Origin of the sequence: Caulobacter sp. X (assembly GCF_002742635.1) — a bacterium.
GTDB lineage: Bacteria > Pseudomonadota > Alphaproteobacteria > Caulobacterales > Caulobacteraceae > Caulobacter.
Genome location: NZ_PEGF01000002.1, coordinates 1488763 through 1514781 on the forward strand (window position 1 = coordinate 1488763; position 26019 = coordinate 1514781).

General features: G+C 68.5%; 25 protein-coding genes and 1 riboswitch. Of the genes, 17 read left to right on the forward strand and 8 right to left on the reverse strand.

Going from position 1 to position 26019, the window contains the following annotated elements; translation table 11 throughout:
• Positions 1 to 4 precede the first annotated feature (4 nt).
• The 3 genes from pdeM to CSW60_RS19405 are packed head-to-tail and all read right to left on the reverse strand — an operon-like array spanning position 5 to position 4089.
• Positions 5 to 712, reverse strand: a complete 708-nt coding sequence (pdeM, locus tag CSW60_RS19395; protein ID WP_099538803.1) for a ligase-associated DNA damage response endonuclease PdeM — start codon at positions 710 to 712, stop codon at positions 5 to 7.
• A complete protein-coding gene (locus tag CSW60_RS19400) occupies positions 709 to 3288 on the reverse strand; it encodes a ligase-associated DNA damage response DEXH box helicase (RefSeq protein WP_099538804.1) in 2580 nt (859 codons plus the stop codon). Before CSW60_RS19400 ends, pdeM begins: the two co-directional genes overlap by 4 nt.
• A gap of 42 nt (positions 3289 to 3330) precedes the next feature.
• Positions 3331 to 4089, reverse strand: coding sequence for an SIMPL domain-containing protein (locus CSW60_RS19405; RefSeq protein ID WP_099538805.1), 759 nt, complete (start codon positions 4087 to 4089; stop codon positions 3331 to 3333).
• A 112-nt stretch (positions 4090 to 4201) separates the two neighbouring features.
• Here CSW60_RS19405 and CSW60_RS19410 point away from each other — a divergent pair, with 112 nt between their 5' ends.
• The 6 genes from CSW60_RS19410 (at position 4202) to CSW60_RS19430 (ending at position 10413) form a co-directional block, all read left to right on the forward strand.
• Positions 4202 to 7066: an ATP-dependent DNA helicase gene (locus CSW60_RS19410; protein ID WP_099538806.1), complete on the forward strand. Its 2865-nt coding sequence runs from the start codon at positions 4202 to 4204 to the stop codon at positions 7064 to 7066.
• A gap of 77 nt (positions 7067 to 7143) precedes the next feature.
• Entirely contained in the window at positions 7144 to 7404 is a 261-nt protein-coding gene (locus CSW60_RS19415) for a DNA-binding transcriptional regulator (RefSeq protein ID WP_099538807.1), read from the forward strand.
• 65 nt (positions 7405 to 7469) lie between these two features.
• Positions 7470 to 8048 carry an SRPBCC family protein gene (locus CSW60_RS19420; RefSeq protein WP_236634312.1) on the forward strand — a complete coding sequence of 193 codons (579 nt, stop codon included), beginning with the start codon at positions 7470 to 7472 and terminating at the stop codon, positions 8046 to 8048.
• Positions 8049 to 8193: 145 nt separating this feature from the next.
• Entirely contained in the window at positions 8194 to 8724 is a 531-nt protein-coding gene (locus CSW60_RS19425) for a hypothetical protein (RefSeq protein WP_236634313.1), read from the forward strand.
• A 39-nt stretch (positions 8725 to 8763) separates the two neighbouring features.
• Positions 8764 to 8943, forward strand: coding sequence for a hypothetical protein (locus CSW60_RS24165; protein ID WP_236634314.1), 180 nt, complete (start codon positions 8764 to 8766; stop codon positions 8941 to 8943).
• A gap of 471 nt (positions 8944 to 9414) precedes the next feature.
• The gene (locus CSW60_RS19430; RefSeq protein ID WP_099538809.1) at positions 9415 to 10413 is read left to right on the forward strand and encodes a hypothetical protein; all 999 of its coding nucleotides are present in this window, start codon (positions 9415 to 9417) and stop codon (positions 10411 to 10413) included.
• A 49-nt stretch (positions 10414 to 10462) separates the two neighbouring features.
• On the opposite strand, the gene CSW60_RS19435 is transcribed toward CSW60_RS19430, so the two are convergent.
• A complete protein-coding gene (locus CSW60_RS19435) occupies positions 10463 to 11140 on the reverse strand; it encodes an aspartate/glutamate racemase family protein (protein WP_099538810.1) in 678 nt (225 codons plus the stop codon).
• An 11-nt stretch (positions 11141 to 11151) separates the two neighbouring features.
• Positions 11152 to 12150, reverse strand: a complete 999-nt coding sequence (locus CSW60_RS19440) for a D-cysteine desulfhydrase (RefSeq protein WP_099538811.1) — start codon at positions 12148 to 12150, stop codon at positions 11152 to 11154.
• 144 nt (positions 12151 to 12294) lie between these two features.
• On the opposite strand from CSW60_RS19440, the gene CSW60_RS19445 reads away from it, so the two are divergent.
• The 11 genes from CSW60_RS19445 to CSW60_RS19495 all read left to right on the forward strand — a co-directional run bounded on the left by CSW60_RS19445 (position 12295) and on the right by CSW60_RS19495 (position 23537).
• Positions 12295 to 12852 carry a hypothetical protein gene (locus CSW60_RS19445; RefSeq protein WP_066683086.1) on the forward strand — a complete coding sequence of 186 codons (558 nt, stop codon included), beginning with the start codon at positions 12295 to 12297 and terminating at the stop codon, positions 12850 to 12852.
• A gap of 51 nt (positions 12853 to 12903) precedes the next feature.
• Positions 12904 to 13299: a hypothetical protein gene (locus CSW60_RS19450; protein WP_143324221.1), complete on the forward strand. Its 396-nt coding sequence runs from the start codon at positions 12904 to 12906 to the stop codon at positions 13297 to 13299.
• A gap of 16 nt (positions 13300 to 13315) precedes the next feature.
• Positions 13316 to 14164, forward strand: coding sequence for a neutral zinc metallopeptidase (locus CSW60_RS19455; protein WP_099538813.1), 849 nt, complete (start codon positions 13316 to 13318; stop codon positions 14162 to 14164).
• Between the two features lie 44 nt (positions 14165 to 14208).
• Positions 14209 to 14409, forward strand: a complete 201-nt coding sequence (locus CSW60_RS19460) for a hypothetical protein (RefSeq protein WP_143324222.1) — start codon at positions 14209 to 14211, stop codon at positions 14407 to 14409.
• 58 nt (positions 14410 to 14467) lie between these two features.
• A riboswitch (TPP riboswitch) is annotated at positions 14468 to 14573 on the forward strand.
• A 73-nt stretch (positions 14574 to 14646) separates the two neighbouring features.
• Positions 14647 to 16485 (forward strand): phosphomethylpyrimidine synthase ThiC, encoded by a 1839-nt coding sequence (thiC, locus tag CSW60_RS19465; protein WP_099538815.1) that lies wholly within the window; start codon positions 14647 to 14649, stop codon positions 16483 to 16485.
• Positions 16486 to 16555: 70 nt separating this feature from the next.
• Positions 16556 to 17626: a hypothetical protein gene (locus tag CSW60_RS19470; RefSeq protein ID WP_099539190.1), complete on the forward strand. Its 1071-nt coding sequence runs from the start codon at positions 16556 to 16558 to the stop codon at positions 17624 to 17626.
• A 96-nt stretch (positions 17627 to 17722) separates the two neighbouring features.
• The gene (locus tag CSW60_RS19475; RefSeq protein ID WP_236634315.1) at positions 17723 to 19057 is read left to right on the forward strand and encodes a S41 family peptidase; all 1335 of its coding nucleotides are present in this window, start codon (positions 17723 to 17725) and stop codon (positions 19055 to 19057) included.
• 275 nt (positions 19058 to 19332) lie between these two features.
• A complete protein-coding gene (locus CSW60_RS19480) occupies positions 19333 to 22065 on the forward strand; it encodes a TonB-dependent receptor (RefSeq protein WP_099538816.1) in 2733 nt (910 codons plus the stop codon).
• A gap of 100 nt (positions 22066 to 22165) precedes the next feature.
• Positions 22166 to 22552, forward strand: a complete 387-nt coding sequence (locus CSW60_RS19485; RefSeq protein ID WP_099538817.1) for a hypothetical protein — start codon at positions 22166 to 22168, stop codon at positions 22550 to 22552.
• Between the two features lie 62 nt (positions 22553 to 22614).
• Positions 22615 to 22950: a GIY-YIG nuclease family protein gene (locus CSW60_RS19490; RefSeq protein ID WP_099538818.1), complete on the forward strand. Its 336-nt coding sequence runs from the start codon at positions 22615 to 22617 to the stop codon at positions 22948 to 22950.
• Positions 22950 to 23537, forward strand: coding sequence for a DUF2239 family protein (locus CSW60_RS19495; protein ID WP_099538819.1), 588 nt, complete (start codon positions 22950 to 22952; stop codon positions 23535 to 23537). The genes CSW60_RS19490 and CSW60_RS19495 overlap by 1 nt, the downstream gene beginning before the upstream one ends.
• Here CSW60_RS19495 and CSW60_RS19500 read toward each other — a convergent pair.
• The 3 genes from CSW60_RS19500 to CSW60_RS19510 are packed head-to-tail and all read right to left on the reverse strand — an operon-like array spanning position 23492 to position 25964.
• Positions 23492 to 24526, reverse strand: coding sequence for a ThuA domain-containing protein (locus tag CSW60_RS19500; RefSeq protein ID WP_099538820.1), 1035 nt, complete (start codon positions 24524 to 24526; stop codon positions 23492 to 23494). The two genes, CSW60_RS19495 and CSW60_RS19500, sit on opposite strands and share 46 nt — an antisense overlap.
• Before the next feature lie 7 nt (positions 24527 to 24533).
• Positions 24534 to 24920, reverse strand: a complete 387-nt coding sequence (locus CSW60_RS19505) for a VOC family protein (RefSeq protein ID WP_099538821.1) — start codon at positions 24918 to 24920, stop codon at positions 24534 to 24536.
• 36 nt (positions 24921 to 24956) lie between these two features.
• On the reverse strand, positions 24957 to 25964 hold the full coding sequence (locus CSW60_RS19510) for an SDR family oxidoreductase (protein WP_099538822.1): 1008 nt from the start codon (positions 25962 to 25964) through the stop codon (positions 24957 to 24959).
• Positions 25965 to 26019: the final 55 nt, after the last annotated feature.

The window sequence follows — 26019 nt, forward strand, 5'->3', positions numbered from 1 at the left end:
CGGCCTAGTCCGGCCGTAGCGACCCCATCCCGACCGCGTGGACCCGCTTGGGACCCAGGGCGCCGGCCAGCATCGCGCCGTCGAACAGGTTCGAGAACGCCTCGTCCAGGATGTTCAGCCCGCCGGTGAAGGCGCCGAACGCCGGCAACACCAGGCGCTGGCCGTCCGTCACGAAGCACCGCCGCCGAACGGTTCCTCGACCGCTGGAGACCTTGGCCGCCGGGTGCAAGTGGCCGGCGACTTCGCCAAGTTGCACGCCCGGCTGGGGCTCGTGGCGTAGCGTCAGGCCCATCAACGCGGCTTCGTCGATGACGTCGCCCGGCAGCGCCCTGGGCCCGTCAGCGTCGTGGTTGCCCACGGCCCAGACCAGTTCACGCCCTAGCGCCAGGCCTTCCAGCCTCCGGTAGTCGTCTCCCGCCAGCCGCGCTTCGCCGCCGCCGTCGTGGAAGCTGTCCCCTAGGAAGATCAGCCGCCGGGGCGAGAGCAGGGCGATCTCCCGGTCCAGGCGGTCCAGGGTCTCGCGCGTGTCGTAGGGCGGCAGCATCTGGCCGAAGCGCGCGGCGTAGCTGCTGCCCTTCTCGAAGTGCAGGTCGGCGACCACCAGGGTGTGCTCGCTTTCCAGCCACATCGCGCCAGACCAGCGCAGCATGACCTCGACATCGCACAATGCGATCCGCAGGCCGCCGCAGGGAGAAGGAGCAAAGCGGGTCAATGCATGGCCTCGGCGATCAGGTCTTCCTCGGCCTCGGCCAGGATCATCTCGCCGGCGGCGTCGCCCGGCGCGCGCTCGCGGCCGATCTCCAGCATGATCGGCACGGCGAAGGGCGAGACGCGATCCAGCGGCACGTGGCGTATCTTGCCTCGCACCCGCGCCAGCATGTCGCCCAGGCGCGCGATGTCGAGCATGCCGGTGGCCGCGTCATGGCGGGCGCAGCGCAGCATCAGGTGATCGGGTTGGTGTTTGCGCAGCACGTCGTAGATCAGGTCGGTCGAGAAGGTCACTTGGCGTCCGGACTTCTCCGCGCCCGGATGGCGGCGCTCGATGAGCCCGGCGATCAGGGCGCAGTGCTTGAAGGCCCGCTTCATCATGAAGCTCTCGTCCAGCCAAGCCTCGAGATCGTCGCCCAACATGTCCTGGGCGAACAACTCGTCGAGGTCGAGGCCGTCCATCGGTCGCAGCGCCCAGATGTTCAGAGCGTAGTCGTTGCAGACGAAGCCCAGCGGGCCGACGCCCAGCCGGTCCAGCCGTCGGGTCAGCAGCATGGCCAGGGTCGTGTGGGCCAAGCGACCATCGAACGGATAGCAGACCAGGTGGAACCGCTTCCCGCGCGGGAAGGTCTCCAGCAGCATCTCGCCTTCGTCGGGGATCGCCGAGCGGATCTTCTGCCAGGCCAGCCATTCCTGGACGTCGCCGGGCAGGGCGGTCCATTCGGCCTCGTCGTGCATCATCTGGCGCACGCGGCTGGCCAGATAGGTCGATAGCGGGAACTTCGAGCCGCCCCAGCTGGGCATCTTGGGGTCGTCGTTCGGCGCGGGCGTGACGAAGGCGTCGGCGCCGACCAGGCTGTTATAGCGCCAGACCTGGCCGGCGAAGACGAAGGTGTCGCCGGGCGTCAGCTGCTCGAAATAGCCTTCCTCGGCCTCGCCGATCTTCCTTCCGCCCATCGGCCGTTTGCCGCCGCCGATGCGGATGTTGATCATGCCGGGCGAGACGATGGCCCCGACGTTCATCCGGTGCTGCTGCCTAGCCTGGGCGTTGCGGGCCGTCCACAGGCCGTCGGCGTTCTTCACGATCCGCCGGAACTTGTCATAGGTGCGTAGCGCGTAGCCGCCGGTCGAGACGAAGTCGACGACCGTCTCGAAGTCCTCCCAGCTCAGCTCCGCGTAGGGACCGGCCGAGCGAACCTCGTCGTAGAGGCCGAGCATGTCGAAGGGCTCGGAGCAGGCGCAGCCCATGACGTGCTGGGCCAGGGTGTCCAGCGTGCCGACGCGCGGCGGGTCGCCGTCCAGGTGGTTCTCCAGGATGGCGTCGGCGGCGGCGCGGCACTCCAGCATCTCGAAGCGGCTGGCGGGCACGAACAGGGCGCGGCTGGGCTCGTCAAGCCGGTGGTTGGCGCGGCCGATCCGCTGCACCATCCGCGAGGCGCCCTTGGGCGCGGCCAGCTGGATGACCAGATCGACGTCGCCCCAGTCGATGCCCATGTCCAGGGTCGATGTGCAGACCACGGCCCGCAGCTCCCCGCGCGCCATGGCCGCCTCGACCTTGCGGCGCTGCTCGGCCGACAGGCTGCCGTGGTGCAGGGCGATCGGCAGGTCGTCCTCGTTCAGCTCCCACAAGCGCTGGAAGGCAAACTCGGCCTGGAAGCGGGTGTTGACGAAGACCAGCGCCGTCTTCGATTGCTTGATGATCTCGTAGACCTCGGCCATGGCGTGCTCGGCCGTGTGGCCGGCCCATGGCACCCGCCCGCCGGACACCAGAACCTCGACGACCGGCTGGGCGCCGCCCGAGCCGAGGACGAGGTCGATATCGGGTTCGGAGATCCTCCCCCGCGCGCGGGGGAGGTGGCCCGGAGGGCCGGAGGGGGCGAGCTGGAGGTTGGCCGCGCTGGCCCCCTCCGTCGGCTCCGCCGACACCTCCCCCGCGAGCGGGGGAGGATCTTTCGCTCGATTCACCCCCAGCCACTTCCTCACCAGGTCCGGATCATCGACCGTCGCCGACAGCCCCACCCGCCGCATGCGCGGCGCGAACCGTTGCAGCCTCGCCAGACCCAGCGCCAGCAGGTCGCCGCGCTTGGACGGCCAGATGGCGTGGGCTTCGTCGATGATCACGCAGGCGAGGTCGGCGAAGTACTCCCGCGCGCCTTCCCAGGCGCAGAACAGCGCCAGTTGCTCGGGCGTGGTCAGCAGGATGTCCGGCGGCCGGACGCGCTGGCGGGCCTTGCGGCTCTCGCCCGTATCGCCGGTGCGGCTCTCGGCCACGATCGGCAGGCCCATCTCGCGAATGGGCGTTAGCAAGTTGCGCTCGACGTCGACGGCCAGGGCCTTCAGCGGCGAGATGTAGAGGGTGTGGACGCCGGCGGGCGCGTTGCGCGGCGGGCGCTCGGCCAGGTCGATCAGGCTGGGCAGGAAGCCGGCCAGCGTCTTGCCGCCGCCGGTCGGGGCGATCAGCAGGGCGCCCCGGCCCTGGCGCGCCTTCTCCAGCATCGCCAGCTGATGGGCGCGCGGGCTCCAGCCGCGGTCGGCGAACCATTGCTGGAAGCGGGGAGGAAGGGCGTCGCCTACGGACATTGTCCGCGATATAGCATGTTCCCCTTCTGTTTCGTCCAGAGATTACGGCTCCAGACCGTACGTCACCATCACACGCGCGGTTCGGGTCACCGGCTGAGGCGTGTAGTTCAATGGCGAGCTCAGCTGAACGGGCGGAACGGGCAGCGGCGGGGGCGGCGGGGCCACATCCCCTCTGCTGACACTGGCGTAGCCCATGATCGGCATGGCCTGGTTGTCCTGGACGCGGACGACCGGTCCCAGCTTCACCCCGGACGCGGCGGCCAACAGCTCGGCCTGGCGCTTGGCGTCGGCCACCGCGTCGCGCATCGCCGCGTCTTCCAGCGTGTTCTCGTCGGTGACCCCGCCGCCGGAGACATTGACGTCGACGCCGCCGATTTGGGCCACCAATGACGCCGTGTCGCCGGCCCGCGCCGCGGGCGTGACGCGCACCTGGAAGCCCTGCGTGGCGATCGCGCCCACCACCGCGCAATCGCCGGAGGCCGGCAGGGGATAGCCGCGGTTGTCGCAGCCCTTGGCGCGGACTTCCCGGATCTGCAGCGCCGAACTCCGGAGCTCGGTGTTCGGCTTTCCGGGCAGCTTGGGCAGGCTGGCGTCCAGCTTGGCCTGAGCCTCGGCCAGGGCTTTCACCGCCTGCGGCGGGGTAACGCCTTCGCCGCGCAAGGTGAAGTTCAACAGGGCGTAGTCGGCCGGCCGCTCGGCGCGCCCGCTGCCGATGACGACGATCGTCGGCGGCTGAACCTCGGCCGCCAGAGCGGGCGTTGCGGCCGCCATCAGGCAGGCGGTGAAGGCGGAATGACGCACGGCGCGGCTCCATTGAAGGTTGCGGCCAAGTATTCGGACGCGCGATCATATTTGGCAACGGCGTCTACGGTGTTCCCTTTCTGTTTCGCCCGGTTCTTGCTAACAGACTCGCGTGACCGTTTCCCCCCCGACTCTGGATCTGGCCCCGGCCCTGGTCGTCCTGCCCGGGCCGCGCGCCGGCGTGGCCGGCGTGGCCGACGGGGGCGGCGAGGGCCGGATGCTGCGCGCGCCCGACGCCCGCGATCTGTTCGAGCATGGACCAGTCCTGGTCGCGCACGGGGCGATGACCGCGCGCCGTCTGAACCTGTCGCCCCCGTCGCGTTCGCCCCGCCTGTTCGACGTGCTGGAGCTCCACGCCTTCACCCGTCCCGGCGCCTTCTGTGCGCCGTCGGCGGTCGGCTTGGCCATGGCGCTGGGTTTGCCCGAACCGCACGGCGCGGCCCAGCAGGCGCAGAGCCTGCGCGAGAGCGCCGACGCCCTGCTGCGCGAGCTGGCCCTGACGCCGGTCCCCTCGCGGGAAGAGGCCCTGGCCGTCGCCGAGACGTTGGCGAAGGCCGGTTGGGCCTGGGGCCCCGCCGCCATCGGCGCCCTGCGCTCGGTTCCTGTCGGCAACCAGTTCCGCGGCTCGGGCCTCGATGTCTGGGCGCGGCTGCCCGAGTGGGAGGACCAGGCGCCGCCCGGCGAGGTGGGTTCCCGGCCGATCGATCCCGAGCGCGCCGGTCAGCGCCTGACGGAGCTGCTGCAACGCTCGGGCCTGGAGGAGATCCGCGAGGCCCAGGCGACCTTCGCCAAGGAGGCGTCCTACGCCTTCCAGCCGCGCGAGCGCGAAGGCGAGCCGCGCATGATGCTGGCCGAGGCCGGCACGGGCGTTGGCAAGACGCTAGGCTATCTGGCGCCCGCCTCGCTGTGGGCCGAGGCCAACGGGCCGTCGGTCTGGGTCAGCACCTACACCCGCGCCCTGCAGCGCCAGATCGAGCGCGAGAGCCGTTCGATCTATCCCGACCCCAAGGAGCGCGCCAAGAAGGCGGTGGTCCGCAAGGGTCGTGAGAACTACCTGTGCCTGCTGAACTTTCAGGAGCAGATCAACGGCGCCCAGCTGGGCAATGGCGACCTGATCGGCCTGGCCCTGACTGCGCGCTGGGCGCGGGCGACGCGCGACGGCGACATGACCGGCGGCGACTTCCCCGCCTGGCTGCCGACGCTGTCGGCGGTGCCGCCCTCGGCCCAAGCCAGCCCGGCCAACCTGGTCGATCGACGGGGCGAGTGCATCCACGCCGGCTGCCAGCACTATCGGATCTGCTTTATCGAAAAGGCGGTGCGGGCGTCCAAGCGCGCCGACATCGTCATCGCCAACCACGCCCTCGTCCTCACTCAGGCGGCGTTCGACGGCGCTCGTACCGCGCGAGGCCTGAAGGGCGACAACGAGACCACCAGCCTCAAGCGCATCGTCTTCGACGAGGGCCACCACCTGTTCGAAGCCGCCGACAGCGCTTTTTCCGCCGCCCTCTCGGGCGCGGAGGCCGCTGAGCTGCGCCGCTGGATCCGAGGTCCCGAGGGTCGCGGCCGGCGGGGCCGGGGGCTAGAGGCGCGGCTGCTCGACATCCTGGGCGACCGCGAGGGCGCGCGGCAGGCGATGAGCCAAGCCATTCACGCCGCCGCCGCCTTGCCGGGCGAAGGCTGGTCGGGCCGGGTCGCGCCGCCGGACGGCCAGATCAATCCGATCGGCCCGATCGAGAACTTCCTGGTCGCCGTGATCGAACAGCTGCGCGCCCGCACCAGCGAGCGCGGCGGCGCCGATCTTGGCCTGCAGTGCGATGCGCGGCCGCCGATCGATCTCGTCCGCGAGCGCGCGCCCGAGGCCGCCAAGGCCCTGGCCGCGATCGAGGCGCCGCTGCTGGCCTTGGCCCGCGCGCTGGAGGACGTTCTGGACGAAGAGGCCGAGCATCTGGCGCCGTCCGAACGGGCCCGCATCGAAGGCGCGCTGCGCGGCCTGGACCGCCGCGCCCGCATGACCCTGCCGGCCTGGCGATCGATCCTGAAGGCGCTGGAAGAGGACGACGTCGATCCCAGCGAGACCGACCCCGACTTCGTCGACTGGTTCGAGGCGACGTTCCTGTATGGCCGCGTCGTCGACGCCGCCTGCCGCCGGCACTGGGTGGACCCGACCGAGCCCCTGCGCGCGGCGGTGCTGTCGCCGGCCCACGGGGTGCTGGTGACCAGCGCCACCCTGGTCGATCCGGCGCTGGAGGATCCCTTCGCCCTGGCCGAGATGCGCACGGGCGCGGCGCGCCTGCCGTCGGCGCCCAAGGTGCTGCGACTGGTCTCGCCGTTCGACTACGCCAACAACGCCAAGGCTTTCGTCGTCACGGACGTCAACAAGGAAGACCCGCGCCAGGTCTCGGCGGCGATGCGCGAGCTGTTCCTGGCCGCCGGCGGCGGCGGGCTCGGCTTGTTCACCGCCATCCGCCGGCTGAAGGCGGTGCACGAGCGCATCGCCGCGCCGCTCGCCGACCAGGGTCTGGCGCTCTACGCCCAGCATGTCGATCCGCTGGAGGTTGGGGCGCTGGTCGACATCTTCCGCGCCGAGGAGGACGCCTGCCTGCTGGGCACCGACGCCATCCGCGATGGCGTGGACGTTCCCGGACGCTCGCTGCGCCTGCTGGTGTTCGACCGCGTGCCGTGGCCGCGCCCCGACGTGCTGCACAAGGCGCGTCGCCTGCGCTTCGGCGGCAAGGGCTATGACGACGCGGTGGCGCGAGCCCGGATCAGCCAGGCTTTCGGTCGCCTGATCCGCCGGGCGGACGATCGCGGCGTGTTCGTGATGCTGGACGCCGCCGCGCCGACGCGACTGTTTTCCAGCCTGCCTGAAGGCGTTCAGATCGAGCGGGTCGGACTTGTCGAGGCGATCGAGGCCACCGCCGCCTTCCTGGCCAAGACGGCCGAGGACCGTTCGGGCGACGATCTGGCGGCTTCCTGACTCAAAGCCGTCGAATTTCTGCAATGAGGGCGTCCTAAAACTCGGCCAAGGGGAGGGGCAGTTCCAGGAGCGTACCCATGACCCGACATGCCGACCCCGCGATCGACGAAGCCGCGACCCCCGCGCGTGCGCGCTCGGCACGCGCCCTGGTCCAGGCGGTCCGCTGGCGCACGGGGCTCTCGCAAGCCGACTTCGCGTCGGTGTTCCATATCGATCTGACCCTGCTGCAAGACCTGGAGCATGGTGAGGCTCGCCTGGATCCGGCGCTGGCGGCCTATCTGCGCGTCATCGACCACGCGCCGGAGGTGGTCCGCGCCGCCCTGGGGCGCGCCTCCTAGTCACGCGCTTCCGCATCCATCCGCTTACGCGCCGCCGACGTATCTCGTTGGAAGTGGAGCGCGTCATGCGAAATGGCATCTCGATTGTCCTGGCGATCTGGGCGGCTTGCGCCGCCAGCGCGCACGCGTTCGACCTGACGCCAAAGGCCCAGTCGGCGCTCAAGCGCGGCGAGGCCTATGCCGAGGTCACGCCCGATCCCGACGGCGTGGCCGGCCATGTGCGGGCGGTGATCGACATCGACGCGCCGGTCCAGAAGGTCTGGCGGACCATGACCGACTGCGCGGCCGCCAAGGCCATGATCAGCACCTTGACCGGCTGCCGCGTGGTCGAGGGGGATCAGGCGCGAGGCTGGGACATCCGTGAGCACATCACGCGCCGCAATCTGGTCTTTCCCGGCATGCGGATCGTGTTCCGCTCGGACTACGAGCCCTACAGCCTGATCCGGTTCCGGCTGGTGGAGGGCGACCTCAAGGTCCAGCAGGGCGAATGGCGGCTCCAGGGGCTGGACGGCGGCCGGCGGACCCGCGTGTTCTACGAGAACCGTCTGGCGGTGGATTGGCCCGTCCCCAAGGCGCTCATGCGTGAAGCGCTGCGCCGCGATACGCCCAAGGTGCTGATGAATCTTCGGCGCGTCTGCGAATAGAGTCGGTCGCCGCGCCACGCGGATTCTAAATCCTAGGTAGAAATCAGCATTTTTTCACCCGCCGTTTAAATTCCTCGCGACGGAATGGCGCAGCTCCTTCGTTTGATCGGAGTGGGCTTTGCACATCTGATTTGGAGGTGGCGGCTTGGCGCAGCAGCTGTTCTTCTTTCACAATCCCAAGGCGGGAGGAACTTCGGTCGTCAGCGCGCTGAGCCGCCTCTTTTCTTCGGAAAGACGCTGTCCGCGCATCGAGAACGACGCCACCGAACATGCTTTGCGCGCGGGGCGCTACGATGTGTTCCGAGGCTATGATTTCTATAGCGGCCACTATGGCCACGACATCTACGACGCCGTCGGCCGCGGCATTCCGACGGCGACCAACTTCCGTTGGCCGGTGGATCGCGTGGTGTCGGTCTATCGCTATTTCCGCCACGTGGTCGACCTGACCGACGAGCAGGCGCGCGACCCGCGGTTCCGCGCCGTGAGCCTCGCCAAGCGCCTGTCCTTGGACGACTTTGTGACCTGCGATGATCCGGCCGTGGTGCTGCACACGTGCGATCACCATTTCCGGCAACTGACCGGATCGGGCTGGTCCCCGCTCTACGAGCGGGACATGGCCTCCGCCCAGTCCCTGATCGACCGCATGCTGTGGTTCTATGTCTGCGAGCACCCCTAAGAGTCGCTGGCCTGGGCGGAAACCGCCTTTGAAGGCCGCGTGGCTAACGTGCAGCGTCTGAATGTCACGCGCGCCGAAGACGACGGCGACGCCCCGCTGAAGCCGAAGGCCTATCGACAGCTCGTGACGCAGAACCAGAAGGACATCAGCCTCTACCAGTACGCCCTGAGCCGGCTGCTGTCGGAAGCGGTCCCGACGGACCTGCTGCTGAGGGCCTAGAGCATTTTCCGATAAGTGTGAAACGGTTACCGGATCGAAAAATGCTCTAAGATTTTGAATTATAGCCCTTTTTATCCGATCTGACTGATCCAATCAGATCGGAAAGGGCTCTAGCCGCAAGGCTGCGACAGCCGGACGCGTTGTCCGTCGACTGATCTTCGGCGAATAGCTGGAGATCAGGTTTGAGGCGAGACCGCGCCCGGAGCGGCGGCGTTCGACGCTGTCCTGTTGGGGAACAGGACGACGCCCCTGGGTTCGGTCGGGCCCGGGGGCGTTTTCATGCCTGGCGTCCCGTATCGATGTCCGGCTGGGCTTTGGCCTGCCGAGCCCGCCCTTCAGAAATCCCCCATTTTGAGGCGCTTGGACCTCATTCCAAGGCTCTCGCGCGGACGATTTCGTGGAGATGCACGCATAACGATGTTATGACAACCTATGGCTTCAGTGCCATAAAAAACCACAAAAAGGTGTGTCATGAGCGACGCCACTCTCTCCGACAAGACCACGATTACCTACAATGACATCCTCGCTCCCGGCGACATCGTCACCGGCGTGCGTCAGGCGAGCGGACCGAACAATCCGGTCGTTCTGACGGGCAACCATCCGGTCAAGGGCGGGGATCCGCAGGCGTTGATCTACAAGGGACCTCTGTTTCCCTCGTCGGATGACGGCTACGCCTTCCTGACGCCGGTGTTCGCGGGGCAGACCGTGACGACCTCGACGTTCTATGGACCCAACACGCCGCTGTTCAATCCGAGCATTGGCGCGAACAACATCCGCGCCGTCGGCAGCTACAAGTACGCCGAGGCCTCCGCGCCTCAGGCTGATCACGGCATGATGTACGAGGGGCCGCTGGACGGCTCGGGCGTCTGGACCGTTCTGGACGTTCCCGAGAAGGTCGCGGGCGGCGCGGTGTTCTCGACCATTCCCCACAGCACGATGGGCGACCTGGTGGTCGGCGACTTCGATCTGTCCGACGATCCGGGCTCGGCCAGCGCCTTTGTCTACGACCTGCGCGCCAAGACCTTCACGAAGCTCAGCCTGGGTCCGCTCACCACCGCCTATGGCGTCTGGCAGAACGGCGGCGAGGGCAGCGACGCCTACACCATCGTCGGCGGCTATCTGGGGCAGGGCGCGATCAATGTCGGCTTCATGCTGGACTACGACGCGGCGACGAAGGCGATCACCAACCTGACCACCTACAACGCCAACGGCGACCCGCGGACGATCACGCACTTCGAAGGGATCACCGCCTTCGCGAACGGCTACGCCCTGGCGGCCACGACCGAGGCGGGCGCGACCTACGCGGTGGTCGAGCGCACGGCCGGCGGCGGCTTTGGCGCGGCGAAGTGGACGCCTGTCCTGTACCCTGGCGCGGACCGTTGCACCGGCAATACCGTCATCGACAACAACCTGATGGGCATCGCCATCGCCAAGAGCGGCGTGCAGTCCTATCTGGCGACCATCGCCTGACGCGATCCGATTGGGAGACGCCCTCGGACCGCAAGGCCCGAGGGCGCCTTCAGATCGACTCCCGACCCAGGCAGACCGCAACGCAGCGGCGGGCGAGGGTCTCGGTCGCATCCAGGAACGGGACGGATAGGTCCTCGGCGCCCAGCACCAGCGGCACTTCGGTGCAGCCGGCGACGACGGTCTGGGCGCCCTTGCCGACCAGGCGATGGGCCAGGGCCGCCATGGTCTCGCGCGATGCGGCGCTCAGGTCGCCGTGCTTGATGCGATAGAGCAGGGCCATGAACTCGACCTGCTCGTGATCGTCGAGCGTGATCACTTCCAGGCCCATATGGAAGAACCGGTCGCGGTAGAGGCCCAGCGCCAGACCGGTGCCCAGCACGCCGACCGTGCTCGCGCCCCGCGCCTTGGCCGCGAGGCCCGCCGTCTCCAGCATGTCGACCAGGGGCAGGCCGCTGGCTCGGACCATATCGGCATAGGCGTGGGCGGTGTTGCAGGCGATCGCCAGCACCTGCGCGCCGGCGTCCCTCAAGCCCGCGGCCATGCTCGCCAGGACCGGGCCGGGATCGGAGTCGCTGTGGTTTCGGTCGGGGACCTTGGGATTGATGTCGACCAGCACGCGGAGGTGATCCTGCTCGCGCTGGACCGGCGTCGCGGCCTGCAGCTTGGCGAGGAAGTCGAGGGTGGCGGCGGGCCCCATGCCACCCAGGACGCCGAGGACCTTGCTCATCGGTTCGCTCCCTAAAGCGCCGGCTCCAGCACGCTCTGATAGCCGAACAGACCCTGCGCGCCGCCCGTATGCAAAAAGACCACGCGCTCGTCCTTGAAGGAGCCTTTGCGCGCCTGGTCGATCAGGCCTTTCATCGCCTTGCCCGAATAGACCGGATCCAACAGCAGGCCTTCGGTCCGCGCGGCCAGGGTCAGGGCGTCGATCACGCCCTGGTCCACCAGGCCGTAACCTTCGCCGACATAGTCGCAGTCTGCCACGACCGCCTCGCGCTTGATCCGGCCGGCCGCGCCGATCGTCTCGGCGGTGGCGACGGCCAGGTTGAAGACGTTCTCTTCCTGCTTGGGCTTGGGCGCGCGGACGCCAAAGCCCAGGATCGGAACATCGACCGACAGCGCCGCGAAGCCGGCGACGAGGCCCGCATGGGTGCCGGCGCTACCGGTGGCGGTGACCAGCCGGTCGATCTTCAGGTCCATCTGGTCGGCCTGGACGATCAGCTCGCGGGCGCAGTCGACATAGCCCAGCGCGCCGACCGTGTTCGAACCGCCGCCCGGGATGACATAGGGCTTGCCGCCGCGCCGGCGGACGCTGTCGGCGGTGGCCTCCAGCTCGGCGACCATGTCGCTGCCAGCCGGGACGTAGCGGATCGCCGCGCCCATCAGCTTGTCGAGCAACACATTGCCGTTGCCCATGTAGTCGCCGGCCTTCGAGCCCGTCCGTTCCTCGAGGATCACCTCGGTCTTCAGGCCAAAGCGCGCGCCGGCGGCGATCGTCTGGCGGACGTGGTTGGACTGGACCGCGCCCTGGGTGACCAGGGTGTCGGCGCCCTGCGCCAGAGCCTCGCCGAGCAGGAACTCGAGCTTGCGAGTCTTGTTGCCGCCGCCCGCCAGGCCGGTGCAGTCGTCGCGCTTGACCCACAGGTCGATCCCCAGCGCCGCGCCCAGGCGGGGCAGGGGCTCCAGCGGCGTCGGCAGGTGGGCGAAGCGGGCGCGGGGAAAGCGGGCGAGATGCATGAACGATGGTCCCTCGGAATGTCGCTGTCCTGTTACCACGACTGGCCGCCGATGCGACGATAAGGTGGGGGCGTCCAGCGCCTTTGGTGGTATTATCGGGGCTTGAGAACCGGCGCCAAAACGACCGGCTCCACGGAGGAAGACATGACCCGGATGATCCCGTACGTCGCGCTGGGCGCGGCGGCTTTCCTGTTCGCCGGCGCGGCTGGCGCGTCGACCCTCATCATCGGCGGCGGCTCGGCCAACGAATGCTCCGACGCCGCGCTCAAGGGGCGGTCCGACGACCGCGCCGTGCTCGCCTGCACCACCGCGCTGGAACTCGAGAACCTGAACTTCCGCGACCGCGCCCGCACCTATGTGAACCGGGGCGTGCTGCAGATGCGCCAGCATCAGTTCGCGGCGGCGCGCGCCGACTTCGACCAGGCGTCGAGCATCGATCCCAGCCTCGGCGAAGCCTATGTGAACCGCGGCGCGACCCTGGTCGGCGAGGCGCGCTATCAGGAAGGCGTTGCTCAGATCGACAAGGGCCTGTCGCTGGGCGTCAAGGACCCCGAGCGCGCGCTGTACAATCGCGCTCTGGCCAACGAAGGTCTTGGCAACCTGCGCGCGGCCTATCTCGACTACGCCAAGGCGGCGGAGCTTAATCCCGACTGGGCGGCGCCGAAGACCGAACTGGCGCGTTTCACCGTCAAACGGCCCTGATCCTCGCCTGACCGGCGCGGCGGGCCGGCCCGAACAGGAGCGGCGCGTCGCGTGCGGAAGGTCCTTTGCCTATCGGTTTGCATCACGGCTATGGGCGGAAGCGTCCAGGCTCAGAGCCTGCGCGAGATCGAGGCGCGCAACGCCGCCGCCCACGCGCTGGAAGACGTCCGGCGCGACCTGCTGGCCGGCCAGATCGAAGCTTCCAACGCCCAGGAGCGCGCCCGGACTGACAGCCTGCTGCGCGGTCTGGAGCAGCAGCGCGCCAATTCCGTGCTCACCGCGCCGTCGATGACCGTCCCGCCCGCGCGGCCCGTGGACGATCCGGCGCGACGCGAGGCCGACCGCGCCAACGCCATGAGCCGTATCGACCAGCTGACCCAGGACGCCCTGGCGCAGAGCAACGCCCGCATGCGCGCCATCCGGCCCGCGAGCGAACCGAAACGCTGAAGACGAAGAGGTTTTGATGGAGTGGGAAGGCGGCCGTCGGTCCGGCAATATCGAGGATCGGCGCGGTCTCGGACCGGTTGGGATCGCCGGCGGGGGGATCGGCGCGGTGGTCTTGGCGGCCATCGGCTATTTCGTGTTCGGCATCGATCCGCGTACGACCATGGACGTCGCCCAGGGCCTGCAGCAGCCAGCCCAACAGGAGGGCGTCAGGGGCGAGGTCTCCGACCGCGAAGGCCAGTTCATCGATGTGATCGAGACCTCCAACCGCGACGTCTGGGGGCCGATCTTCCAACACCAAGGCGTCCAGTACCGGCCGCCCGAGGCGATCGTTCTCTACAACGACTCCACCGGCACCGGATGCGGCACGGGCCAGTCGGCGATGGGCCCGTTCTATTGTCCCGCCGACCAGAAGGTCTACCTGGACCTGTCGTTCTGGCGGGAACTGGAAGGCCGCTTCGGCGCGAAGGGCGACTTCGCGCGGGCCTATGTCGTCAGCCACGAGATCGGCCACCACGTCCAGCACCTGCTGGGCGCCGATCAGCAAGCCCGCCGCCTCGGCGCGCGCGGCGAGGAGAGCGGTTCGGTGCGGCTGGAGCTGCAGGCCGATTGCTACGCTGGCGTCTGGGCCGCGCATGCCGGCGAGGCTTCGGGCGGGCGGATCGTCATCAATCGCGCCGACATTCAGGATGGCCTGGGCGCGGCCGCAGCCGTCGGCGACGACACCCTGCAAAAGCAGACCCAGGGCCAGGTCGTGCCCGACAGCTTCACCCACGGCACGAGCGCCCAGCGCATGCGGTGGTTCAGTCGCGGCTACGACCAGGGCGATCCATCGGCGTGCGATACCTTCTCGGCGGCGAGCCTTTGATCTCCGTCAACGCGCGGTCGTTCAGCAAGCGGGAGAGTTCGACCATGTCCATGACCTTCTCAAGCGAAGACCGAGTGCTGCTGGACCGCTACATCGAGAGCGTCCTGCTGCGGTTCAACGATGGTCGATATGACCTTCAGGAAGCGACCCGCGCCCTGGCGGAGAGCTTTGTCCAGGTCGGACGCGGCCAGTCCGACGTGCTGATGCACATGCGCGGCGTGGTCGAGGCGGGCGACGACGCCTAGAGCCTGTCTTGACCGGCATCAACGCTTGACCTCCCCGCCAACCCGCCTAGTTTCGGACCCCTGTTCACCGGGGGGCCGCGCGCGCGGCTGAGATTGGGCTTCCGCCCTGACCCGTAGAACCTGATCCGGGTCATGCCGGCGAAGGGAGGGAACGCGGGCGCGGCCTTGAAGGCGTCCGTCAGACCGACTCAAGCACGACACGTCCGGGTCTCCTTGGAAGCTTGAGGAGCGCCCGAAATGAATATCCAGACGACCATTAAGGCCGTGGCCGAGACGATCTCGACCGGTCCGATCCCCGGTTCGCGCAAGGTCTATCAGGCCGGCGCGCTGTTCCCCGACCTTCGCGTGCCGTTCCGCGAGGTGGCGGTCCATCCGTCGGCCAACGAGCCTCCGGTGACGGTCTATGACCCCTCGGGTCCCTATACCGATCCCACGGTCGCCATCGACATCGAGAAGGGCCTGCCGCGCTCGCGCGAGGCTTTCGTGCTGGCGCGCGGCGACGTCGAGGTCGTCGCCGATCCCCGCCAGGTGAAGCCCGAGGACAACGGCTTCGCGCAGGGCAAGCACCTGGCTCCGGAGTTTCCCAACGCCGGCCGCAAGATCTATCGCGCCAAGCCGGGCAAGCTGGTCACCCAGCTGGAATACGCCCGCGCCGGGATCATCACCGCCGAGATGGAATATGTCGCCATCCGCGAGAACCTGCGCCGCGAGCAGAACGCTCCGTGCGTGCGCGACGGCGACGACTTCGGCGCCAGCATCCCGGACTTCGTGACGCCCGAGTTCGTGCGCCAGGAAGTGGCTCGCGGCCGCGCCATCATCCCGGCCAATATCAACCACGGCGAGCTGGAGCCGATGGCGATCGGCCGCAACTTCCTGGTCAAGATCAACGCCAATATCGGTAACTCGGCGGTGCTCTCCACCGTCGCCGACGAGGTCGACAAGCTGGTCTGGGCCACGCGTTGGGGCGCCGACACGGTCATGGACCTGTCGACCGGCCGCAACATCCACAACATCCGCGACTGGATCATCCGCAACTCGAGCGTGCCGATCGGCACGGTGCCGATCTACCAGGCGCTGGAGAAGGTCAACGGCGTGGCCGAGGACCTGAACTGGGAGGTCTTCCGCGACACCCTGATCGAGCAGTGCGAGCAGGGCGTCGACTACTTCACGATCCACGCCGGCGTGCGCCTGCCGTTCGTGCCCCTGACCGCCAAGCGCGTCACCGGCATCGTCTCGCGCGGCGGCTCGATCATGGCCAAGTGGTGCCTGGCCCACCACAAGGAGAACTTCCTCTACGAGCGCTTCGAGGACATCTGCGAGATCATGCGCGCCTACGACGTGTCGTTCTCGCTGGGCGACGGCCTGCGTCCGGGCTCGACCGCCGACGCCAATGACGAGGCCCAGTTCGCCGAGCTGCGCACGCTGGGCGAGCTGACCAAGGTGGCGTGGAAGCACGGCGTCCAGGTGATGATCGAAGGGCCGGGCCACGTGGCCATGCACAAGATCAAGGCCAACATGGACGAGCAGTTGAAGCACTGTCACGAGGCCCCGTTCTACACCCTCGGCCCGTTGACCACGGACATCGCGCCTGGCTACGACCACATCACCTCGGCCATCGGCGCGGCGATGATCGGCTGGTTCGGCACGGCCATGCTTTGCTACGTCACGCCCAAGGAGCACCTGGGGCTGCCAGACCGCGACGACGTCAAGACCGGCGTCATCACCTACAAGCTGGCCGCCCACGCCGCCGACCTCGCCAAGGGCCACCCTGGCGCGGCCATGTGGGACGACGCCATCAGCCGCGCGCGGTTCGAGTTCCGCTGGGAGGACCAGTTCAACCTGGCGCTCGATCCGGAAACCGCCCGCAAGTTCCACGACGAGACCCTGCCCAAGGAAGCGCACAAGACCGCCCACTTCTGCTCGATGTGCGGGCCCAAGTTCTGCTCGATGAAGATCAGCCAGGAGGTCCGCGACTTCGCGGCGGGCAAGGCGCCCAACAGCGCCGAGCTCGGCATGGCCGAGATGAGCGAGAAGTTCCGCGAACAGGGCTCGGAGATCTATCTGAAGACGGAATAGGGCGGGGTTGACGCGCCGCAAGGCGCAGTGGCGGGCGGCGGCTCACGCTCAGGCTTTCGGAGCCGCCGCCATGCCGACCCGCCGCGCCCTGATCGCCGCCACGCCCCTGTTGGTCACGGGATGTTCGGGCGGCGAGAACCCTTACGACCGCGCCGTCCGGGACCTCTGGCGACTGCCGGACCTGGGCGGCGGCGGCGCGCCCATGATGGCCCTGATCCACGCCGCGACGCTGGCGGCGAACGGCCATAACACCCAGCCCTGGCGCTTCCGCGTCGAGGCGCGCGCGATCGAGATCCTGCCGGACTTTTCGCGGCGCACGCCGGTCGTCGATCCGGACGACCACCACCTGTTCGTGAGTCTGGGTTGCGCGACCGAGACCCTGCTCCAGGCGGGGCTCGGCTACGGCTGGGCGGGTGAGCCGGAGATGCTGCCGGGCGGCGGCGTCCGCATCGCCCTGTCCAGCGCGAAGCCCCGTCCGGACGCCCTATTCCAGGCGATCCCGCGCCGCGCCTCCACCCGAACCGCCTATGACGGTCGGCCCGTAGACGCGGCCACGCTGCGCCGGCTGGAGGCGGCCGTGGGACGGGAGGTCGGACTGCGCCTGGTCCTGGACCCTGACCAGCGCGACCATCTGACGGACATGATCGTCGCCGGAAACAGCGCCCAGATCGCCGATCCGGCCTTCATGCGCGAGCTCACCGACTGGATCCGCTTCGACGCGGCCGAAGCCTTGGCGCGGCGTGATGGCCTGTTCGCGGCCGCCTCGGGCAACCTGACCACGCCGCGCTGGCTGGGCGAGCGGCTCCTGCCGCTGGTCATGACGAAGAAGGGCGAAGCCGAGCGCGTCACCCGCTGGATGCGCAGCTCGGCGGGCGCGGCGATCTTCACCGGTCCCAGCGAGACGCCCGACGGCTGGATCGCCGTCGGCCGGGCCTTCACCCGTTTCGCGCTGACGGCGACGGCGGCGGGCCTGAAGCTGGCCTTCCTCAACCAACCTGTCGAGGATCTGCCGACGCGCCGCCGGATGGCCGCCTGGATGGGCGAGCCGGGCAAGCGGCCCGACCTTGTCGTTCGCTTTGGCTACGGGCCGGATTTGCCGCGGTCCTTGCGTCGGTCGGCCCAGGCTGTCTTGCTGGCCTAGAACAGGCTTCGTCGCCTTGCGCTGATTTCACTGGCTTTGGTCAAGGCCGACCTTCACCGTCACGCCATGAAAGCCTTGAGTCTCGCGGCGGCCGTTTTGGCCTTTGCCGTTCCCGCGTCCGCCGAAAGCCCCTTCTGGCCCGTCCAGAGCAAGGGCGCGGTCGCCTCCGAACTGCGGGGCGTCTGGAAGTCCCGAGGCTATGGCTGGATCGTCGAGTTCGGTCCGGACGGCGGCAAGCTGTTCCAGACGGCCGGCGGCGCCTGCTACGCCGATCCGCGCCGAGAGCCCGATCCGGACGGGATCATGGGCGTCTGGCGCGCGGAAGGGCAGGGAACGATCACCCTGGCCGGCGATCCCGCCAGCACGCGCTATCTGTTCGACCGTCTTCCCAGCCTCCCGGCGGCCTGCGCCTCGACCGCGCCGTGGACGCCCGATCGCATCACCGCCTTGGTCGCCGACACCTTCGCCGAGGTCTATCCACGGTCCGCCGAGCGCGGCCTGGATTGGAAAGCGCGGCGAGCGGCCGCCCTAGCCAAGGTCGGTCCTCAAGCGAATGACGCCCAGCTCTGGGCGGCGCTTTCTGAGTTGCTGGCGGGCCTGGATGATCCGCACGTCGAGTTGCATGGCCTCGTCGCCGGCGACCAGCGCGACCTGGAGCCCGGCGTTGCGCCGACCTTGGCGCGTGTCCACGCCGCCGATCCCGACGGGAGCGAAAAGGCGTGGCTGCAGGCCTATCGCGACGGGATCCTGACCCGGGTGCTGGCGGGCAAGGGGCGCCAGGCCGCCAACAATCGGATCTTCTGGGGACGGGCCGAGGACATCGGCTATCTGAACGTCGTGACCATGGGCGCGTTCGCCCGTAACGCCGCGCCCGACGATCCGCGACCGCTGGACGCCGCGCTCGACGAGGCGATGACCGCCTTCGCCGGGGCCAAGGCCGTGGTGGTCGATGTCAGCAACAATCGCGGCGGCTACGACGCCATCAGCCGCGCCATCGCCGGCCGGTTCACCGATCAGCCGCGCGCCGCCTATTCCAAGGTCGCGGTGGGCGCCAAGGCCCCGTTGCAGGCGGTGACGGTCGAACCGGCCAACGGACCGCGCTTCACCGGACCCGTCTATCTGGTCACCAGCGACATCACCGTCAGCGCTGGCGAGACCTTTGGCCTGATGATGAAGGCCCTGCCGAACGTGAAGCAGGTGGGCGGCGCCACGCGCGGCGCCTATTCCGACCAGCTCCCCAAGCCCTTGCCGAACGGCTGGGCTTTCGCGCTGCCGGCCGAGCTGTACAAGGCGCCGGATGGACGGGACCTGGAGGGCAGGGGGCTGACGCCAGACGCGCCCATGGAGGTCTTCCCACCGGATGATCTTTTCGCGGGGCACGCCAAGGCGATAGAGGCGCTGCTCAGCGAGATTCGGCGGGGCGCGCGCTGAGACATGGCGAAGGTCGGCTAGTCCCAGTTTTGTTTCTTTCTTGAAACATCGTTGCGACAAGTTGCCTTTCCGCGCTGCAAATGTGACCAGCTTTCAAAGCTTCACCCTAAGGGAGGCGCGCAGAGGACACACTGGTGCGCGCTTTATCACACATAGTCTTTGATAACGCCCGGGGGCGTTGCGACGCGGGACGCTGACCCGTAAGGAGCGGCGATCCCCAGTGTTTGCGTCGCAGTCGCGGCGACCTGGTTTGCAACTCGTCTTCCGTGGGCCGAATGACCCTTTCCGTGCTTCTCTACGGGCTGGCCGCCGCCGCGCTCGATCCCACCAACGCCGCCGTGGCCGCCCCGCCGTTTCCCGCGACGCCGGTCGTCGAGGAGCAGAAGCAGACGACCCCGAAGGACGATGGTCCGAACGAGGTGGAAGGCTTGGTCATCCAGGCCGATCCGCGCGGCAAGGTCGAGGGCGACATCAAGCCGGACATCGAGCTGAACGAGGCCGAGATCCAGAGCTTCGGCGCGACCAGCATCGGCGAACTGCTGACCATGCTGACCCCGCAGACCACCAGCACGCGCGGCCGCGATTCCAGCAGCGGTCCAGTGCTGCTGGTCAATGGCCGCCGCATCTCGGGCTTCCAGGAGATCCAGGGCATCCCGCCCGAGGCGATCGAGCGCTTCCAGATCCTGCCCGAGGAGGTCGCGCTCAGCTACGGCTATAAGGCCGACCAGCGGGTCGTGAACATCATCCTCAAGAAGAACTACAAAGCGCTGCAGACCCAAGCCGCGGCGACCGTGGCGACCGATGGTGGCCGCACCTCGCCCAGCGCTGGCGGCAATCGCGTCCATATCGACGGCGACAAGCGCTGGAACGTCGACGTCCAGGTCTCGCATGAGCCTTATCTGCTCGAGACCGACCGCGACATCGTCCGCGCCGCCAGCGGCCAGCCCTACGACCTGACGGGCAACATCGCCGGCGTCGGCGGCGCCGCGATCGCGGACCTGTCCAGCCTGACCGGAAGCTCGGTCGCCTATGCCGGCGTTCCCAGTTCAGCGCTGACGGGCAAGGCCAGCCTCGCCGACTACGCTGCGCTGGCCAACAGCTACAGCACCGACGACCTGACCCGTGACCGGTCGCTGATCTCCAAGTCGGACAAGGCCACGCTGCGCGGCTCCTACAGCCGTGACCTCAACAAGCAGACCCAGCTGACGATCAGCGGCAACCTGGAAGACAGCAGCAGTCGCGCCCTGCTGGGCCTGCCGGGCGTGACCTTCACCCTGCCGGCCGGCAACCCGTTCTCGCCGTTCTCGCAGGCGGTGACCGGCTATCGCTACATCAACGCGCCAGACGCTCTGGCCCGCGACGTCGATACGCTGCGCACCCAGGTCAGCATGGCCGCCAACGGCCGGGTCAAGGACTGGCGCTGGAACCTGACCGGCGACTTCGACCGCACGGCGACCGACACCACGACGGGCCGGGGACTGGACGCCTCGGCGCTCCAGGCGGCGATCACGGCCGGCGATCCCACCGTCAATCCGTTCGGCCCTCTGGCGTCCACCCTGTACAAGCGGCTCGCGGACGACACCGCCCACTCGGTCTCGACCTCGGCCAGCGCGGAGCTGGTGCTGAACGGCAATCTGTTCCAGCTGCCCGCCGGCCCGGTGCAGACGACGTTCAAGGTCGGGGCCAACAGCAAGGGCCTGGACTCCAAGACCGTCCGCTCGGGCGTCACCACGACGCGGGACATCACCCGCACCACGGAAAGCTTCCAGAGCAGCTTCAACCTGCCGCTGACCAGCACGCGCCAGGACTTCCTGGCCAAGGCTGGCGACCTCTCGTTGAACTTCAACATTGGCTATGACGACCTGTCGGACCTGGGCGGTCTGACAACCTTGGGCGGCGGGCTCAACTGGTCGCCGATCAAGAAGATCAGCTTCATCGCCAGCTACACCGATGAAGAAGGCGCGCCGACGACCAATCAGATCAACGATCCGGTGCTGGTGACGCCGAACGTCTCGGTGTTCGACTTCACGACCGGCCAAACGGTGACCATCACCCGGACCGATGGAGGCAACGCCAACCTGCGGAATGACAACCGTCAGGTCCAGCGCCTGGGCGTGAACTTCAAGCCGTTCGACAAGACCGAGCTGACCTTCAACGCGACCTACACGCGCGCCGAGACCAAGAACATGATCTCGTCGTTCCCGGCGATCACGCCGGATCTGGAGCGCGCCTTCCCAGAGCGTTTCACGCGCGACGCCACGGGCCGTCTGCTGGCGATCGACGCGCGGCCGGTGAACTTCGCCAGCGCCGAGAGCGAGAACATTCGCTGGGGCTTCAACCTGTTCAAGCCGATCGGCCAGCCGACCGCCGGCGCGGCGGCCGGACCGGGCGGCGCCCGTTTCGGCGGCCCTCCAGGCGGCGGTGGCGGAATGCGAGCTGGCGGTGGCGGTCCTGGCGGTCCCGGTGGCCCTGGGGGCGGCGGCTTTGGCGGCCCGCCTCCCGGCCTGATGCGGCCGGGTCAGGGCATGTTCCAGCTGTCGGTCTATCACACCTGGCGCCTGACCGATGAGGTGACCATTCGAAAGGGCTTGCCGGTCCTCGATCAGTTGGACGGTTCGGCGATCAGCTCACGCACCGGCCAGGCGCGGCATGAGGTGCAGATCCAGGGCGGCTACTTCAAGGACGGCCTGGGCATGCGCTTCAATGGGACCTGGAAGGACTCGACCTGGGTCAATGGCGGGGCCACGGGCGGCCAGACGCTGTACTTCTCTGATCTCGCCACGGTGGGCGTGAACTTCTTCGCCAACTTCAGCGTCCCGGCGCGGAAGAAGGCCGTGGATCGCTTCCCGATCCTGAAGGGCGCGCAGGTGTCGCTGAACTTCGATAACATCCTCGACGCCAAGCAGACGGTCCGAGACCAGAACGGCAAAACGCCGCAGGCTTACCAGCGTGATTACTTGGATCCGCTGGGCCGCACGGTGCGTATCGGCTTCCGAAAACTGCTGTAGCGACCAAGAACGACAGATGACCGGCGTCTCAACACGTCCTTAAGCTGTCTGTCGCACGCTGGGTTTCTGGGCGGCCGATTCGGCCGGGTCGGAGGTCGTCATGTCCATCATGACATCCAGTACGCGCCGTGCGGGCGACCACTTCGAACCTACGGATACGGACCCGCAGGTCCAACGTCGCATGCGTGGCTATCTAGAACAGATCGATTACACCGCCTTCGCCTCGAACAAGGCGGTTCTGTCCGTCGCCGTTCCGCGTGTGGAGGGCGAGCAGTTTCAGCGCCTCGCCGTCGCGGCCTCGACCGCGCGGGCGCGCTGGGTGACGGAGGCGGTGGCCATGACCGACCACGGCGCCACGCTGAGCGAGGCCCAGGTGGCTCGGCTGCACCACCTGCGCTCGACCTATGAAGAGCTGACTTCGGTCTACGAGGCTATGCGCCGCATGGTCGAACGCGGCTACGTCGCCTATCGACCGATCCCGGCCTAATTTTCTCCGGGTAATATTGACTCAAATTATTGTCCGGGTAAAAGGGCGTCCAGGAGGCAGTCATGTCGGGACGCAAGGCGCTGTTGCGCGCATATAAGGAACGCAAGGTCGAGGCGGGCGTGTACGCCGTCCGCTGCCGGGCGAGCGGCGAGGTGTGGGTCGGCGCCACGCCGGATCTCGCCACCCGCCAGAACGGCGTGTGGTTTTCCCTTCGCCAGGGCGGGCATCGCGAACCGACGCTGCAGGCGGCTTGGAACGCCCACGGGGCGGACGCCTTCGCCTTCGAGCCGATCGAGACCATCGACGTCGAGGGTCTGGACGCCTTTGGCCGGGCGAGCCGTCTGAAGGATCGTCGCGCTCACTGGATCAGCGCGCTGAGCGCCCGGGGACTGAACTGATGGACGAGCGTTTTGTCGTCTTCCGCGGCCACCAGCGCGTGGCGGCCGGAACGCGTGTCGAAGCCGCCTTGGCGGCCCATGCGCAGCGGGCGCAGACCGGCGTGCTGGTGTTTGGCCCGGACGGTCGCGAAGTCGACTTCGACCTGACGGGAGGCGAGGACGCGATCTCAAAGCGCTATGCGCCAGCCGAGGCTCCGCGCGGGCGCGGGCGTCCCAAGCTGGGCGTGGTCGCGCGCGAAGTCACCTTGCTGCCGCGTCACTGGGACTGGCTGGCCAGCCAGCCCGGCGGGGCTTCGGTGGCGCTGCGCAAGCTGGTCGAGGCGGCCAGCCGCGCCGCCGAGGGGCCGGACCGGATCCGCGCCGCGCGCGAGGCGACCTATCGCTTCGCCTCGGCCATGGCGGGCGACCTGCCGGGCTTCGAGGAAGCTATGCGAGCCCTGTTCGCGGGGAACGATACGGCGTTCGAGGCGCGGATCGAGACTTGGCCGGCCGACATCGCCGCGCAGCTCAGGACCTACGCCGCCGAGGCGTTCGGTCCGGATCAGCCCTCGGACTTGGCCAGCACCTCGGCCAGCAGGGCGGAGTAGGCCGCGTCGAACGGCGCGCGGTCGCTGTCGGGCTTAATCGGCCAAAGCGCGCGGAGCGCCGCTGTCCGCGCCGCCGCGTCGCGCAGCCAGGCGGGATCCGCCTTAGCCAGTCGCGCGGCGCGACGCTCGATCTCGGCGGATGGGCGACCGCCGTAGGTCAGCAGCGAACGCAGGGCCCACAGCGCCTGCTCGTCCGGATTGGGCTTGGCGCCGCCCGGCAGCTGGCCCGCGGTCCAGCGCACCGCGTCGACGATCTGCTGGCGATAGCGCGCGTCGCTCCAGGTCGCCGGCGTGTGGCCGAGGTTGGTGTAGAACAGCCGGCCTTTGCCGATCTGGCGCGTCCAGGTGACCGGCACGAACCAGGGTCGCTTCAGCGCCATGTCGCCGAAGTCCAGGGCCTGCAGCACGCGCACGCGCGCCGGGTCGTAGTCCGCGTACTGGTAGATTTCTTCGGCATAGGCGAAGCGGCGGGGCCAGGCCTGGTTCACCGGTTCGCGGGCGTCGCCGAGCGCCCGGATCGTGATCGGCGTGCCTTGCGTCCAAGGATGGCCGGCGAACTTGCCGTTGATGAAGGCGGTGTAGGTCTCGCCGGGACCGTCATAGGTCCAGCCGGTGTCGGTGGCGCTGTGCAGGCCGACGAAGCCGCCCTTGCCGCTCTTGATCCAGTCCTGGACGGCGGCCCAGGTCGCCGGCGCGATCGGCAGGGCGCCGGTCGTGTAGAAAACGAGGACGTCGATGTCCTTCAGCGTCTCCGGCGTGATCATGCTGGCGTCGCGGGTCGAGCGCACCGAGAACGCGCCCGAACGCGCGCCGATCTCGGCCATGGCGATCTCGGAGAGGGTCGGGCCGTTGCTGGCCTTTGGCGGCGTGACGGGCGCGTGCACGAAGCCGACAGACTGGTCGAGATAGAGCACCCGGACCTTGGGCGAGGCCGTGGCGGGGAGCGCGAAGGCGAGCAACGTCGCGACGAGAACGAACAGGCGCGTCATGGCGGTCTCAAGCCCCCGGCTGCAGCAGGTCCCAGCGGTTGCCGTAGAGATCTTCGAACACCGCCACCGTACCGTAGGCTTCGTGACGCGGGTTCTCCAAGAACATCACGCCGGCGGCGCTCATGCGGGCGTGGTCGCCGGCGAAGTCGTCGGTGTGCAGGAACAGCCAGACGCGGCCGCCGCCCTGGCGTCCGATCGCCTCGGCCTGCTCGCCAGTCGCCCGCGCCAGCAGGAAGTTCGTCCCGTCGCTTCCCGGGGAGACCACGACCCAGCGCTTGCCGCCGCCCATGTGGGTGTCCTCGACCAGGTCGAAGCCCAGCTTGCCGACATAGAAGGCGATCGCGTCGTCGTAGTCGGCGACCAGCAGGGAAACGAGGGCGACACGGCGGGCCATCGGCGACTCCTTGAACAGGAGTCGCTCTTAGCATGCTCAGCCGCCGCTATAGCCGCCGATGATCGGCAGGATCTCGCCGGTGATGTAGCTGGAGGTCTGGGGCGAGGCCAGGAAGACGTAGGCCGGCGCGATCTCTTCGGGCTGGGCCGGGCGCTTCATCGGCGTCTGGCTACCGAACTTGGCGACCTGCGGCCCCAGCTTGTCGGCCGGGTTCAGGGGCGTCCAGACCGGGCCGGGGGCGACGGCGTTCACCCGGATGCCCTTGTCGACCAGATGCGTCGCCAGCGAGCGGGTGAAGGCATGGATGCCGCCCTTGGTCATCGAATAGTCCAGCAGGTCCTTGTTGCCCAGCAGGCCGGTGACCGAGCCGGTGTTGATGATCGCGCCGCCCTTGGGCAGATGCTTCACCGCCGCCTTGGCCATGTGGAAATAGCCGTAGAGGTTGGTCTTCAGCGTGCGGTCGAAGTGCTCTTCGGTGATGTCCTCGAAGTCGGTGACGTGCTCCTGGAAGGCGGCGTTGTTGACCAGCACGTCCAATCGTCCGAACGCCGCCACCGTCTTCTCGACGGCGGCCTGGGCGTAGGCGGGATCGGCGACGTCCCCGGGCAGCAGGATGGCGCGGCGGCCTTCCAGCTCGACCGCCAAGCGGGTCTCCTCGGCGTCCCGGTCCTCGCTGAGATAGGCGATGGCGACGTCGGCGCCTTCGCGCGCGAACAGCACCGCCACGGCGCGGCCGATGCCGCTGTCGGCGCCGGTGATCAGGGCGACCTTGCCCTCCAGCTTGCCAGAGCCCTTGTAGAAGGGGGCGTCGTACATCGGCGCGGGATCCAGGCGGTATTCGTCGCCCGGCTTGCTCTGGTGCTGCTCGGGGAACGGCGGAGCGGGGTAGGGGCGAGCGCCGGCCTGCATGGCCTCGGATTTCTCGTCATCCTTCGGCTTGAAGGAGCGTTCCTCCTGGGCGTCCAGCGGCGCCTGGACGGCGCGCTCGGCCTCGGCGGCGCGCTCGCCAGCGTCTTCAAATTCGGGCGTTTGGGTCTCGGCCATGGCTGCCTCCTGGGGGTGAGCCCGGAAAACCACTGGCGTGGCGCGATGTTCCAAC

Coding starts and splice junctions, on each gene's coding strand:
- CSW60_RS19490 (WP_099538818.1), top strand. CDS start 22,615: ATGTCGGGACGCAAGGCGCTGTTGCGCGCATATAAGGAACGCAAGGTC.
- CSW60_RS19510 (WP_099538822.1), bottom strand. CDS start 25,964: ATGGCCGAGACCCAAACGCCCGAATTTGAAGACGCTGGCGAGCGCGCC.
- CSW60_RS19455 (WP_099538813.1), top strand. CDS start 13,316: ATGGAGTGGGAAGGCGGCCGTCGGTCCGGCAATATCGAGGATCGGCGC.
- CSW60_RS19495 (WP_099538819.1), top strand. CDS start 22,950: ATGGACGAGCGTTTTGTCGTCTTCCGCGGCCACCAGCGCGTGGCGGCC.
- CSW60_RS19505 (WP_099538821.1), bottom strand. CDS start 24,920: ATGGCCCGCCGTGTCGCCCTCGTTTCCCTGCTGGTCGCCGACTACGAC.
- CSW60_RS19435 (WP_099538810.1), bottom strand. CDS start 11,140: ATGAGCAAGGTCCTCGGCGTCCTGGGTGGCATGGGGCCCGCCGCCACC.
- CSW60_RS19485 (WP_099538817.1), top strand. CDS start 22,166: ATGTCCATCATGACATCCAGTACGCGCCGTGCGGGCGACCACTTCGAA.
- CSW60_RS19400 (WP_099538804.1), bottom strand. CDS start 3,288: ATGTCCGTAGGCGACGCCCTTCCTCCCCGCTTCCAGCAATGGTTCGCC.
- CSW60_RS19440 (WP_099538811.1), bottom strand. CDS start 12,150: ATGCATCTCGCCCGCTTTCCCCGCGCCCGCTTCGCCCACCTGCCGACG.
- CSW60_RS19460 (WP_143324222.1), top strand. CDS start 14,209: ATGTCCATGACCTTCTCAAGCGAAGACCGAGTGCTGCTGGACCGCTAC.
- thiC (WP_099538815.1), top strand. CDS start 14,647: ATGAATATCCAGACGACCATTAAGGCCGTGGCCGAGACGATCTCGACC.
- CSW60_RS19445 (WP_066683086.1), top strand. CDS start 12,295: ATGACCCGGATGATCCCGTACGTCGCGCTGGGCGCGGCGGCTTTCCTG.
- CSW60_RS19480 (WP_099538816.1), top strand. CDS start 19,333: ATGACCCTTTCCGTGCTTCTCTACGGGCTGGCCGCCGCCGCGCTCGAT.
- CSW60_RS19420 (WP_236634312.1), top strand. CDS start 7,470: ATGCGAAATGGCATCTCGATTGTCCTGGCGATCTGGGCGGCTTGCGCC.
- CSW60_RS19430 (WP_099538809.1), top strand. CDS start 9,415: ATGAGCGACGCCACTCTCTCCGACAAGACCACGATTACCTACAATGAC.
- CSW60_RS19415 (WP_099538807.1), top strand. CDS start 7,144: ATGACCCGACATGCCGACCCCGCGATCGACGAAGCCGCGACCCCCGCG.
- CSW60_RS19500 (WP_099538820.1), bottom strand. CDS start 24,526: ATGACGCGCCTGTTCGTTCTCGTCGCGACGTTGCTCGCCTTCGCGCTC.
- CSW60_RS19470 (WP_099539190.1), top strand. CDS start 16,556: ATGCCGACCCGCCGCGCCCTGATCGCCGCCACGCCCCTGTTGGTCACG.